This window comes from Rhizobium sp. 'Codium 1' (assembly GCF_020889605.1).
Classification (GTDB): Bacteria; Pseudomonadota; Alphaproteobacteria; order Rhizobiales; family Rhizobiaceae; genus Allorhizobium; species Allorhizobium algae.
The window spans coordinates 490,114-503,144 of the sequence record NZ_JAJGPW010000002.1 but is presented as its reverse complement, the minus strand read 5'-3'; the positions used below and the strand labels follow the sequence as shown (position 1 = coordinate 503,144).

General features: G+C 61.3%; 10 protein-coding genes. 2 read left to right on the top strand and 8 right to left on the bottom strand.

Annotated features, from left to right (window positions below):
* Nucleotides 1–154: 154 nt before the first annotated feature.
* Nucleotides 155–1,366, bottom strand: a complete 1,212-nt coding sequence (locus LJE98_RS07590; protein WP_229574555.1) for a lytic murein transglycosylase — start codon at nt 1,364–1,366, stop codon at nt 155–157.
* A 195-nt stretch (nt 1,367–1,561) separates the two neighbouring features.
* Here LJE98_RS07590 and galU point away from each other — a divergent pair, with 195 nt between their 5' ends.
* The gene (gene galU, locus LJE98_RS07585) at nt 1,562–2,449 is read left to right on the top strand and encodes a UTP--glucose-1-phosphate uridylyltransferase GalU (protein WP_229574554.1); all 888 of its coding nucleotides are present in this window, start codon (nt 1,562–1,564) and stop codon (nt 2,447–2,449) included.
* A 20-nt stretch (nt 2,450–2,469) separates the two neighbouring features.
* On the opposite strand, the gene LJE98_RS07580 is transcribed toward galU, so the two are convergent.
* The gene (locus LJE98_RS07580) at nt 2,470–4,023 is read right to left on the bottom strand and encodes an outer membrane beta-barrel protein (RefSeq protein ID WP_229574553.1); all 1,554 of its coding nucleotides are present in this window, start codon (nt 4,021–4,023) and stop codon (nt 2,470–2,472) included.
* Nucleotides 4,024–4,177: 154 nt separating this feature from the next.
* Here LJE98_RS07580 and LJE98_RS07575 point away from each other — a divergent pair, with 154 nt between their 5' ends.
* The gene (locus LJE98_RS07575; RefSeq protein WP_229574552.1) at nt 4,178–5,173 is read left to right on the top strand and encodes a KpsF/GutQ family sugar-phosphate isomerase; all 996 of its coding nucleotides are present in this window, start codon (nt 4,178–4,180) and stop codon (nt 5,171–5,173) included.
* Between the two features lie 6 nt (nt 5,174–5,179).
* Here LJE98_RS07575 and LJE98_RS07570 read toward each other — a convergent pair whose 3' ends face one another.
* The 6 genes from LJE98_RS07570 to LJE98_RS07545 all read right to left on the bottom strand — a co-directional run bounded on the left by LJE98_RS07570 (nt 5,180) and on the right by LJE98_RS07545 (nt 12,923).
* A complete protein-coding gene (locus LJE98_RS07570; RefSeq protein ID WP_229574551.1) occupies nt 5,180–5,638 on the bottom strand; it encodes an NfeD family protein in 459 nt (152 codons plus the stop codon).
* 5 nt (nt 5,639–5,643) lie between these two features.
* Entirely contained in the window at nt 5,644–6,645 is a 1,002-nt protein-coding gene (locus LJE98_RS07565) for an SPFH domain-containing protein (RefSeq protein WP_229574550.1), read from the bottom strand.
* 191 nt (nt 6,646–6,836) lie between these two features.
* Entirely contained in the window at nt 6,837–8,798 is a 1,962-nt protein-coding gene (locus LJE98_RS07560) for a methyl-accepting chemotaxis protein (RefSeq protein WP_229574549.1), read from the bottom strand.
* Between the two features lie 79 nt (nt 8,799–8,877).
* A complete protein-coding gene (locus LJE98_RS07555) occupies nt 8,878–9,486 on the bottom strand; it encodes a hypothetical protein (protein WP_229574548.1) in 609 nt (202 codons plus the stop codon).
* A gap of 412 nt (nt 9,487–9,898) precedes the next feature.
* Complete coding sequence (hemH, locus tag LJE98_RS07550; RefSeq protein WP_229574547.1) at nt 9,899–10,933, bottom strand: ferrochelatase; 1,035 nt, start codon at nt 10,931–10,933, stop codon at nt 9,899–9,901.
* A 121-nt stretch (nt 10,934–11,054) separates the two neighbouring features.
* The gene (locus LJE98_RS07545; RefSeq protein ID WP_229574546.1) at nt 11,055–12,923 is read right to left on the bottom strand and encodes a 5'-nucleotidase C-terminal domain-containing protein; all 1,869 of its coding nucleotides are present in this window, start codon (nt 12,921–12,923) and stop codon (nt 11,055–11,057) included.
* Nucleotides 12,924–13,031 lie beyond the last annotated feature (108 nt).

Below are 13,031 nucleotides of genomic sequence, written 5' to 3'. Positions count from 1 at the left end.
ACAGCAAGCGGGCAGGTGTTCCGCGCGGGCTCTTCAAGTCAAACTCCTTCGCTGTCGCCACGGCCTTGCCTGGAAAAACATTCCGCCGCGATCCCATGTTTCTGGATCGCGGCGGACGGTAAGTCAATCTATGCAATGCTCTGCGCGGTGGCGATCAGTTGCGCAGGGCATCGAGCAGGACGCGTGAAGGCTGGCCATCGACGGACATGCCAAGGCGTTGCTGAATGGCCGTGATCGCGGCCTTCGAGCCGGAGCCGAAATTGCCGTCAATCTTGCCGTCGTAGTAGCCAAGCGCCTGCAAGCGTGTCTGCAGCTCGAATTTTTCCTTCATGTCGAGCGTGCCGTTCGGCCGCGGCCAGCGTTGCTTCATGCCGCCGTATCCGGCGATTTCGTCGGCGAGAAGGCCAACGCCGAGCGCATAGCTGTCGGCGGCGTTGTAGCGCTTGATGACGAAGAAGTTCTTGGTCATCAGGAAGCCCGGGCCGCCGGAGCCGCCGAGCATCTTGAGTTCGGCGCGCTCGCTGCCATTGCGGAACCCCTTGCCGGTCGGACGGGCAAAGCCGAGTGCCTGCCACTGGGCAACGGTCTTGGTCTGGCCGCTGTATTTGTGGCCGCCTTTCGGCACGACAATCTCATATCCCCACGTGCGGCCCGTCTGCCAATTGTTCTTGGCAAGGAGGTTGGCGGCCGTCGCCAGCGCGTCGGGGATCGAGTGCCAGATGTCCTTGTCGCCATTGCCGTCGGCATCGACGCCGTACAGCAGGTAGCTCGTCGGAATGAACTGGGTATGGCCCATGGCGCCGGCCCAGGAGCCCATGAGGTTCTTGTTGGACACGTCGCCGTTCTGCAGCATTTTGAGTGCGGCAATCAGCTGCGAGCGGGCAAATTTGGCGCGCTTGCGGTCGGCATAGGCGAGTGTGGCCAGCGAACGCGGCACGTTGTGCAGTCGGTCCGGACGCTCGAGCGCTGCGCCATAATTCGATTCCATCGACCAGATCGCGAGCAGCACATGCTTGTCGACGCCGAAATGGTTTTCCAGCGCCGTCAGCAGCCGGCCATGCTTCGCCAGCATTTCCTGGCCGACTTTCACGGTATAGGGGTTCACGCGGCTATCGAGATAGTCCCAGATCTCCGACTTGAACTCCGGCTGGTATGCCGCCTTTTCGAGTACGAACTGATCAGGCTCGTTCACGCCGTTGAACGCCTGCCGATAGGTGCGTTCGGTAATCCCGGCCTTGGCGGCCGTCGGATAAAAGTCGCGAATCCATTTCTGGAAGCCAGCGTCCGCGAAGGCGTCCAGCGGGATGAGCGCCGCCGACAGGGTCAGGGCAATCGCGCCGAGCAGGCTGGGGCGGTGTCTTTTCATGGGCATCTCCCGTGCATTCTCGTGTGGGCAGCCGGAACAAAGGCTGTTCACGACAGGTTAACGCTGTTCAGTCAACAAACCGTTTACCACGCTGTTCGCCCAGGCTTAGTCTTTGCCATTTCGAAGCAATTATATGTTACTGGGCGTAACGGCGTCATGATGGCGTTAATCGATTATATCCTCCAGGAGGGATGAGTGGTTCAGACTAAAAAGCTCCGGAAAGCCGTGTTTCCCGTTGCCGGCCTCGGCACCCGTTTTCTGCCGGCCACCAAGGCGGTGCCAAAGGAAATGCTCACCGTCGTCGACAAGCCAGTCATCCAGTATGTGGTCGACGAGGCCATCGAGGCCGGGATTGAGCATCTCGTCTTCGTGACCGGCCGAGGCAAAGCGGTCATCGAGGATTATTTCGACATCCAGTTCGAACTCGAGCAGACGCTAAAAGCCCGCAACAAGAATGCCGAACTCCTGCTGCTCGACTCGCTTCAGCCGACTGCCGGCCAGACCAGCTTTACGCGCCAACAGGAACCGCTGGGTCTCGGACACGCCGTCTGGTGTGCACGCGACATCGTGGGGCACGAACCCTTCGCCCTTCTTCTGCCTGACATGATTATGCGCGCTGAAAAGGGTTGCCTCAAGGGCATGGTCGAACTTTACGAGAAGACCGGCGGCAATATCGTGGCGGTCGAGGAATGTGCGCCGGAACAGGCGCACAAATACGGCATTGTCGGTGTCGGCGAGACGCTGGAAGGCGGCTTCAAGATCAACCAGATGGTGGAAAAGCCGGCAAAGGGGTCTGCGCCCTCCAACTTCTTCATCAACGGCCGCTACATCCTGCAGCCCGAAATTTTCGAGATCCTGTCGACACAGGAGCGCGGCGCCGGCAATGAGATCCAGCTTACCGATGGCATGCTGAAGCTTGCCAAGGAACAGGATTTTTCCGGATACCACTTCAAGGGCCAGACCTTCGACTGCGGTTCCAAGGATGGCTTCATCCTGGCCAACGTCGCCTTCGCCATCGAGCGCGCCGACATCCGCCCGGCGATCGAAGACCAGCTGAAGGCGTTGCTCGCAGCCCTCAAGTAATAGCGTTCTGACCGCCGGGCTCAGCGCTTGGCGGTCAGGCCCACCAGCGCCGTCAGGCTGTCATTGTCCACGCCGGACGTGTAGTACGTGCGCTCGTAGGTGAGATCTGCGGTGGCGTCCAGGTGACGGTTGATCTTCCAGGTCAGGCCGGCGCCTGCCAGATAAGCGGTCGTGTCAGCCGTCGCCGCATCCCCGTCATAACGCGTAAACGTCGTGCCGCCGGTCAGGCGGGCGACAAGGTTCGTGCGCAGATCATGGGAAAGCAGCGCCGTGAGGAGATGGATCGTCGCGCCGTTCACGCCGGCGGTTGTCGACGGGTCGATGCTCGTGTCGAGCGTCACGTCGATGCTCGTGCCTTCGCGCGGGGACCAGAGGATGTTGCCATCCACGGTCAGCGCCGACAATTCCGCCAGTCGCCCGTCTTCGAATTTCTGGATTTCATGTCCGACGGCGATCTCGCCACGCAGTTTTTCGCCAAGATCAACGGCCACACCGGTCCTGGCGCCATAGAGATCGGCCGAGCGGCGATAGCCGTTGGAATCCGTGACATCGTCATAATCGATCCGTCCGATCGTGCCTTCGACAAAGGGTATGAGGGCGGGCGAGAGCTCGTAACCCACCCGGCCCGTCAAGGCATAGCGGTTGCGGTTTCGGTCGCTGCGCTCGAGCGTCGAGCCATCCGAAAGCTGGGCGTCGGAATACTGGAAGCGCATGACGTCGGCTGCAATGGAGCCACGGATCAGACCGAAGTCCCGCTCGATCGAGGCGCCTGCACCATATTGATGGACCCCGGACTGGACCGTTGCGCCCGTGACGGCGTTCGGATCGTCGCTGTCTTCGCGGCCGAAGCTGTAGGAGCCGGACAGGGTGGCGATGGTGTCATCGGCAAGATCGAGTCGCAGGCGTGCGTCAATGTTGGCGCTGGGCTTGTCGGTATCGTCTCCTGACAGCGTTTCCTGCCATGCGCCTTCGGCACCAATTGAGAGTTCATGGCGCGACCAGTCTGATGTGAGCGTGCCCTTGAGGCCGGTTTCGGAGAAGATGCGGTCGTTTTTCACGCCTCCGCTCTTTTCCGTTTCGCTGCCCAGCTTCTGGCTGATCGAAGGGCGCAGGATCAGAGTGCCGAGGCGGATGCCGCTGTCGTCTTCCGTATCGAGTTCGCGGCGGATGCGGTCGGCAGTCGGGTTGTCGAGACGCGTCACGCGCAGGTTCTGCCGGCCGATATCTTCCTCGACAGGGATGGCGTCCGGATCGGCGAGCGGTTCCAGTGCCTGGTTGTCGGGTGCCACAGTACCGGTTGCCATGGCATCGGTTGTGGTCGCCGATGCGGACGCGGCGGTCTGTGGCGACGCCGAGGTGGCAGTCGCTGCGGTGCCGTCGGACGCTGTTTGTCCCGACCCGGTCAGAGGGGACCAGGTGGGAAGAGTGGCTTGCGATGTCGAACCGGTCGTTGCCGTCTGTTGGGCGGCGAGAAGGGATGGATGCACGAACACGGACAGCGCCAGCACGCCCGCAAAGGCGCGCAGCCCGAGGCGGCCTGTGCCGCGCGTATCCCGTTTTTCGATTGAGTTCATTCCTGGGCCCGGCAATCTGCAATACTTACCCAAACGTAAAGCCTGATGGTTAATGTTTGGTTTCGGGCGCATGGTTGCGCTTCTGACCGAGATGCCGCAGCCCGCGACATCGCACGAGAATTTACAGCGGCCGACAAACGCAGTAAGGGACGGCATGATCAAGCGCGCAGTCAATCTCGTCGAAGCCAGTGCCACCGAATCCGCTCTCCGGGTCGTCTCGATAGAGCGCGAGGGATTGCGCATGTTGGAAGAGGCGCTAGCCGGGCCGCTGGCCGCGCCGTTCTGCAACGCCGTAAAGACAATCGGGGAGATCACCGGCCGCGTGATCGTCACGGGCGTGGGCAAGAGCGGCCATATCGGCTCGAAGATCGCAGCCACCTTCGCCTCGACGGGGACACCGGCTTTCTTCGTGCATCCGGCGGAAGCCAATCATGGCGATCTCGGCATGATTGCCCAGGACGACGCGATCCTTGCGATCTCCTGGGGTGGGGAGACCGCCGAGTTGCAGGGCATCCTCGCCTTTTCGCGCCGGTTCTCGATCCCGCTGATCGCGATCACGGCCGGCGAAAACTCGACGCTCGCGCGCAATGCCGACGTCGTGCTGCTGATGCCAAAGATCCAGGAAGCCTGCCCGCACGGGCTGGCGCCGACGACATCGGCCGTCCTTCAGCTGGCAATCGGAGATGCGATCGCGATCGCACTTCTGGAAGCACGTGGCTTTTCGCCGTCCGATTTCCGCACCTTCCATCCGGGCGGGAAGCTGGGCGCAGCACTCACCCATGTGCGTGACATCATGCATACCGGCGATCGACTTCCGCTCGTGCCACTCGGCACGTCCATGCCCGAGGCGGTCAAGACGCTGTCACACAAACATTTCGGATGCGTCGGGATTACCGATGCGAGGGGCAAGCTCTGCGGCATCGTCACCGAAGGCGACATGGCGCGTAATCTCGCCCGCGATCTCTCCATCCTCAATGTCGAGGATGTCATGACCATCAATCCGAAGGTCATCAAGGGCGATGCGCTTGCCACGACCGCGGCGGCGATGATCAACAAGCATGGGATCGGTGCGCTGATCGTCGTCGACGACGAGAATACGCCTGTCGGCCTCATCCACTTCCATGACCTGCTCAGGATCGGCGTGGCCTGAGGGCTTTCAAGCCTCCTCGACGGTCAGATCTCGGCCGTTGCTGGAAATAATCTTGACCCTTGCCCCGCTCGGCAGATCGGGGCCAGACACCAGCCAGAAAGTGTCATCCAGGCGGATGCGGCCACGGCCCTCGCGGATCGGTTCGGCGAGGACCGCCGTGCGGCCGACGAGACTTGCGCCCCGCTGGTTGAGCAGTGGCTGGTCGCTGTCCGTCTCGTGCCGCGAAAAATAGCGCCGGCCGGCGAGGGTGAAGGCGATGGCACTGGCGGCGAAGAGAAGTGACTGCAGCTGCCATGTCCAGAAGCCGGCGTCCCAGAGCAGCAGCGATACGGCTCCGGTGAGGACGGCGCCGAGACCGATCCAGACCAGAAAGACGCCGGGCATCACGAGTTCTGCCGCCAGAAGCAGCATGCCGAGAACCCACCAGCTCCAGGGACCGAGTTCGGTGATGATCCGGCCAAGCATGGGCGTCACTCGCCGTTGGGGTTGAAGGAGGAAATTGGCGGGGTGGTGCGGGGCGGCGTCGTCGGCCGTGCCGGGGCAGGGCGCTTGTCTTCTCCGAAGACTTCGCGGGCAATGGCGCCGATGCCGCCGAGCGAGCCGATCAACGAGGTAGCCTCCATCGGCATCAGGACGATCTTCGAATTGCTGGCCGTGCCGATCGCGGTCATCGCTTCCGTGTATTTCTGGGCGACGAAGTAGTTGATGGCGTTGACGTCACCGGCGGCGATCGCCTCGGAGACGAGACGTGTGGCTGTGGCTTCGGCTTCCGCCAGGCGTTCGCGGGCTTCCGCTTCGCGGTAGGCGGCTTCGCGCTCGCCCTCGGCCTCCAGGATGGCCGACTGCTTGGCCCCTTCGGCACGCAGGATCTGGGCGTTGCGGAAGCCCTCTGCTTCCAGGACCTGGGCACGCTTTTCACGCTCGGCCTTCATCTGTCGGCCCATGGCCGCGACGAGATCGGCGGGCGGCTGGATGTCCTTGATTTCGACGCGCGTGACCTTGATCCCCCAGGGGCGCACGGCTTCGTCGACCACGCGCAGCAGGCGATCGTTGATCACCTCGCGATTGGAGAGGAGTTCATCGAGATCCATCGAGCCCATGACCGAACGGATGTTGGTCATGGTCAGGTTGAGGATGGCGTTTTCCAGATTGGCCACCTGATAGGCGGCCTCGGCGGCGTTCAACACCTGGTAGAAGGCAACGGCGTCGGCCGACACAGAGGCATTATCCCGGGTGATCACCTCCTGGGTGGGAACGTCGAGAACCTGCTCCATGACATTCATCTTGGCGCCGATGCGCTCGAAGAAGGGGATGATCAGGTTGAGGCCCGGCTCCAGTGTGCGCGTGTAGCGGCCGAACCGCTCGATCGTATAGCGGTAACCCTGCGGCACGGTCTTGATACCGGCAAACAGCACCAGGATGACGAGCACGACGAGTGCAATGACGACAATATCCGGACCGGTGATGGGCATGAAATCCTCCAGCTGTGGCGCGAAGATGGACCGCGCCCCTTCGGTCTAACATTGTGGGGCGCCAAGGCAAATGCAAGCTTTGTCCGTCACATGGGCCAATTACCTACCTATCGCAGCGGTCGGTGGAAACGAAGAAGGGCGGCGGGATCGCTCCCGCCGCCCTGATCTCGTTTCGTCCGAGCTGTTTCGTCTCAGAATTCTTCCCAGTTGTCCTGGGCGACCGCGGCATTGCCGTGGCTACGCGGGGCATGGGCGACGGAGCGTGCGGGTTGCGCCGCACGTGCTGGCGGAGCGCGGTTCGCGGAGGCGGACGGCTGAGCCATCGTGCGTGCGGTGTCGCGCAGGGCCGAAGCCTGGGCCTGCTGAACACCGTCGATGGTGAAGTGCGAGATCAGGTCCCGCAGCTTTGCAGCTTCCGTTGCCAGAGCTCCGGAGGCGGCATTTGATTCCTCGACCATGGCTGCGTTCTGCTGGGTCGTCTGGTCCATCGAGTTGACGGCATGGTTGACTTCCGTGAGGCCGGTCGCCTGTTCCTTGGCCGACAGGGCGATGGCATCCATGTGGGTGTTCATCTCGGTGATGAAGCCGCCAATGGTGCGCAGGGCCTCACCGGTCTTGCGGACGAGATCGACACCGCCTGCGACTTCCGTCGAGGAATTCTGGATCAGCGCCTTGATCTCCTTGGCAGCGTTTGCCGAGCGCTGGGCCAATTCGCGGACTTCCTGGGCAACGACGGCAAAGCCCTTGCCGGCTTCACCGGCGCGCGCCGCTTCGACGCCTGCATTGAGGGCGAGCAGGTTGGTCTGGAAGGCGATTTCGTCGATGACGCCAATGATGTTGGAGATCTGCTGCGACGAGCCTTCGATGCGGCGCATCGCGTCTTCGGCCTTCGCGACGACTTCCGAGGACTGGGTCGCGGAGGTGTTGGCCTGGGCCGCCACGGAGCGGGCTTCTTCCGTCCGCTTGGTTGAATTCTGGACGTTGGCGGTGATTTCCTCGACGGCTGCTGCAGTTTCTTCGAGGGCTGCAGCCTGCTGCTCGGTTCGCTTCGACAGGTGGTCTGTACCGGAAGCGATTTCGCGGGTGCCGGTTTCCATGGTGGACACGCTGTTGGTGATCGCGGCCATCGTCTGGTTCAACTGGCGAATGGACTGGTTGAAGTCGTGCCGCAAGCTTTCGAAATCCGGAGAGAAGGCTTCGTTGATCTGGAAGGCGAGATCGCCGGATGCGAGGCGCTTGAGGCCGGCTGCGAGACCGGAGGTTGCCGCCTGCAGTCGAGCGGCGGCATCCGCCTCTGCACGCTGCTGGGCTGCGATGCGGTCGGCTTCCGCCTGGCGGCGGTTGCCGTCGGCCTCGGCCTCGAGGCGCTTGTTGGCCATGGCCGCTTCGCGGAAGACCTGCATGGCAGCCGCCATGCGGCCGATCTCGTCCTTGCCGCCCTGATCGATGACGACATCGAGATGGCCTTCCGACAGACGGGTCGTGGCATCAGCGAGCTTGCTGAGTGGCTTGGACACGAGCTGGAAGTTCAGGAAGCCCATGAGGACGGCTGCACAGCCGATGATGATCGAGGCGGCGAGGCTGACCGATTCCACCAGGGAAAGCGCGGCGCTCTGATGATCGGCGGCGGTGCTTGCGCGGGCCGAAAGTGTGTCCTTGAGTTCGGAGAGATTATCCTCGAAAGCCTTGACCAGAGCATCGCCTCCGCCGGTGACTTCGATCGCCCGGGCGAGTTCGACCGTCGCGGGATCACGCATCAGCAGGATCTGCCGCTCCAGAAAATTCGTCTTCCACGCATCGTAGGCGGTGATCGCTTCCCCGAACTTTGCCAGTTCTGCGGGAGCAGATTTCGAAATCAGTGCCTCGACGCTCGACTTTTCCGTGTCCATCCTGGCTGCAGTGCTCTGCGCGCCCGCTGCATAGTCGCGGTTGCCCGTCAGAAGGAAGGTCTTCAGTTGACGGTCCGCAATGTTGAGGTCTTCGGAGAACTCGTCGATGGCTTCCACCATATGGGTCACGAGGGCGGTCTCGGCGACCTGCTCACTCGCAACGACGGCGCGGTTGTGCATGAAGGTGGAGGCTGCGATCGCGATGGCGGCAAGGAGTCCGAAAGCGAGAAAGCCCTTGGCGCTTACGGATAAGTTCTTGAGCATAGTGAAATCCTGTCCCGGTCGGGGTCGAATTGGGTCATGGTTTGCAGGACAACCGCCATCATGGGGTCGTGATCACGGATCAGCTGCCGGCGAGAGCCCGGCGCTCGAGTTCCGTCAGGTTGAGTTCGACGGTCGCGGCGCCGATCTTCTTCTTGGCGCTATCGACCAGAGTGAAGCTCACCTGGTTCCGCCAGATCTTGACCTCGTCGTCCCACTCGGCCTCATCGATGAAAATCGCGTCTTCAGAGACGTCGTAGGTTTTCTGGAACTTGCCCTCGTCGCCCTGCCAGAAATCGCTGGTGATTGAACTTTGGCCGACATTCAGGCCATTCTGGTCCATCACGAAGATTTCGGGGAAGAGGCCGAGGGACTTGCCCTGGATGCGGGCAAGGTAGACGGACAGCGGGCTGGAAAGCGTGGCTGCGATCAGTGGCTTGTCGGCAGCCTCGCGCTCGGCCTTCCACTGATTGTCCAGAGTGTCGATCTTTTCCTGAGACAAGTTGGTCAGGCGAGCGTTCTGCGCCTGGACCGATATGGTCACGATTTCGGCAGAGATGAACTCCCGAATCTGCTGCAGGAGCTCGGGCGAGATAAGCTTGTCCATGTCTGGCTGAGGCGGTTCTGCATGCGCAGTCGCCAGCGACATGGCGAGGAATGTCGATGCCAATGCGGACGTGATAAATTTCATATTGGTCTCCTTCAACTCCCCCTAATTCTAGGGATCATTGTTAAATGGAACATTAATATAAGAAATCACCCATTTAAAATTGCATTTTAATCCAAGGGCTTAGGGTGTGGTCGGTGCCCGGCCATGTGTCTCCAGACAGCTTCGGGTTGTCTTTCGGGCTGCGGCGACGCGGGCGCCGTGAGAGACTAACCGAATGAAATGATGCACTAATATTGTGCAGGCCTGCTGAAAAATGGGGCGGTGTCGGAAAGGGGACGAAGGGCGAGCATCGTCTGGGTTGCATCCTTCCGCCGGTTCCGGACCATCCGCGATCTCTTCCTCTTGCAACCGGGATTCAAGGGCAAAGAAAAAGGGGGGCAGCCTCTCGGCTGTCCCCTTTTTATCCATCACCGCAGACCGGTCGAAAAAGGTCTCAGGCCCAGCCCTGCAGTTCCCGGCGCACGACGTTTTCGATGACGCGCATGCCATTATCACTGTCGTTGAGACAGGGGATGTGGGAAAATTTCTCACCACCATTGTGCAGGAAATCCTCGCCCGCTTCGCCCGCGATTTCCTCGAGCGTTTCGAGGCAGTCCGAGACGAAGCCCGGATTCATGATGGCGATGCGCTTGACGCCTTCCTTGGCGAGCTTCTCCACGGTCTTGTCGGTATAGGGCTGCAGCCATTCTTCCGGCCCGAAGCGGGATTGGAAGGTGACCATCAGCTTCTCCTTCTCCCAGCCGAGATGTTCGCGCAGCAGGCGCGTCGTCTTGTAACACTGGCAGTGATAGGGATCGCCCTTCATGAAGTAGGACTTCGGAATGCCGTGATAGGAGGTGATCACCAGCTCCGGTTCCCAGTCGAGCGAGGCGAGGTGCTGGTTGATGGAATTGGCCAGTGCCTCGATATAGACCGGGTCGTCTGCATATTGCGGAACCGTTCGCAGCGCCGGCTGCCAACGCATCTTCAACAGTGCCTTGAAGGCCTCGTCATTCACGGTTGCGGTGGTGGCGGCGGCATATTGGGGATAGAGCGGGTAGACGAGGATGCGCTCGCATCCGGCCTTCTGCATTTCGTTCATCTTCGCCTGGATGGCGGGCTGGCCATAGCGCATGGCCCAGTCCACATGCACATTGGGCAGGTCTTTCAGCGCAACCGCCAGCTTTTCGGCCTGGTTGCGGGTGTAGGTGCGCAGATAGCTCTCGTCGAGATCCTTGTTCCAGATCTCCTCATAGGCCTTGCCAACCTTTTGCGGACGCTTGTTCAGCACGATCCCGTAGAGGATGGGGTACCAGAACCACCGCGACCACTCGATGACGCGCTTGTCTGTCAGGAACTCCTCGAGATAACGGCGCATGGACCGGTAGTCCGTGCCATCGGGCGTTCCCAGGTTGACGAGCAGCACACCGACCTTGCCGAAATTGACGGGCGGATGGTCGGAGGGCCAATGGGCGGGAAGTGCGTTCATTGTGTTGTCCTGGTGAATGTTTCTCGACCGTTACGTGGGGATGGCCAGTTGAGATCATCTGATAAAAGCAAAAGCCGGCCCGGGAAAGTCCGGACCGGCTCTTGTCATGCGGCAAACTGGCTTACTTCGCCGGAAGCTGCAGCTCCCGGCCGATGGAAATCACGTTCGGATTGCGAAGCATGTTGGCTTCGGCGATCTTGCTCCAGAATGTACCGTCGCCATAGGTGGCTTCCGCAATCTTCCAGAGGCTGTCACCGGCAACGACCTTGTAGACGGTCGCGGCTGCCGCAACAGCGGCTTCCGTGGCGGTTGCCGCAGCCGGAGCCTCGGCTGCCGGTGCCGCTGCTGCGGGTTCCGTCGTTTCCGCGGCGGATGGAGCCGTTGCGGCAATCACGGTGATGCGGCCGTCCGTATAGGGCTTGTAGGGATTGTTCTTGGCGATGTAGTCGGCCACGACCGTCTCAAGGCCGGGACCAAAATCATAGGCGTTCTGGCCGGCGGTCGCGAAGATCTTGTAGCCGTCACCGCCGGTGCGCATGTAGTTGTTGGTGGCGACGCCGTAGGTCTTGTTCGGATCGATTGCAACAAAGGCATCGCCTTCCTTGACTTCGACCGAGGTGATCCGGCTTCCTGCAGGCTTGTTCAGATCGGCCGTGTATTTGAGACCCGATACTTGCGGGAAGCGGCCAGCGCCTTCCTCGACCTGGCCTACACCATTCTCGAGAGCCGCCACGATATCAGACCCCTTCAGCTGGAAGGAGGCCAGGGTGTTCTGGAACGGCAGGACGGTGAGGACCTCACCCATGGTGACAGTGCCGGCATCGATCGAGGCGCGCAGGCCGCCACCATTCTGGATCGCGATGGTGATACCCTGGTCCTTGACGCGATCGACCATGGCGTCGGCGACGAGGTTGCCCATGGTGCACTCCATGGCACGGCAGGTCTCGCGCGAGCCGTCGACGCCGTCAGCGGTCGCGCCGATTTCCTTCTTCTTCAAATCCTCGATCGGCCCGCCGAGTTCAGCGACCTTGGCCACGTAGCCTGCATCGGGTGTCACGGATGCGTCGAGCAGCTTCGGCTCGCCGGAGGTGGATTTCACCACGCCGCCATCATCGAAGACGACCGTCAGGTCGCCGAGATACTTGGAATAGGCATAGGCCTGCACGATCGGCACGTCCTTGCCGGAGGGGTTCTTCACCAGCGTCGGATAGGGGCCGGCGGCATTTTCGTCGGTGTTGGAGAGCAGGGTGTGGCTGTGGCCGCCGACGATCACGTCGATGCCGTCGACCGCTGCTGCAATTTCCTGATCCTTGACGTAGCCGACATGCGAGAGCAGCACGATCTTGTCGATGCCCTGGCCTTCGATTTCCGTCACGGCTTCCTTGAGGTAGGCGATCTCGTCGGAAAAGAGGATGGCGTCGCCCGGCGATGAAGTTTCATCGGTGTCGGTTGCGAGGACTGAGACGACCGCAACCTTTTCATCGCCGAATTCCTTGACGATGTAGGGTTCGAACTTGTCGGCGACAGGGGAATTGAGACCGGCCAGTGTGTTGCCCGAGATCATCGGGAACTTCAAGGCGTCGATGAACTTCGCCAGTTCTTCCGGGCCGTCGTCGAATTCGTGGTTGCCGATCGCCATGGCGTCGAAGCCAATGCCATTCATGAAGTCGGCAATCGGGGCGCTCTTGTAGGTGGTGTAGAAGAGCGAGCCCTGGAACTGGTCGCCTGCGTCAAGTGTCAGGACATTCTTGCCGGAGAGTTCCGCCCGGCGGGCGTCGATCGCCGACTTGACCCTCGCAATGCCGCCGAAGCATTCATTGGCGGCCGCATCTTCCTCCGAGCATGTGGAGTCCGTCTTGCCGATCGCCTCGATGCGTGAATGCAGGTCGTTGATGTGCAGGATGTTGAGCTCGAAATCGGCCAGGGCGGTTCCTGCCGTCAGGGCCAGCGCCGAAGCGCTGAATAGGCCAATCTTCAAATGTCTGAACATCGTGTTCTCCTGTTCCAATCCATGTCACCCCAGTCTCGCAACGCAGGACGATAGCCGCGCGCCAGAATTCGGATGGCGAATGTTTTCATCAAGACCGGGACAGGGCAA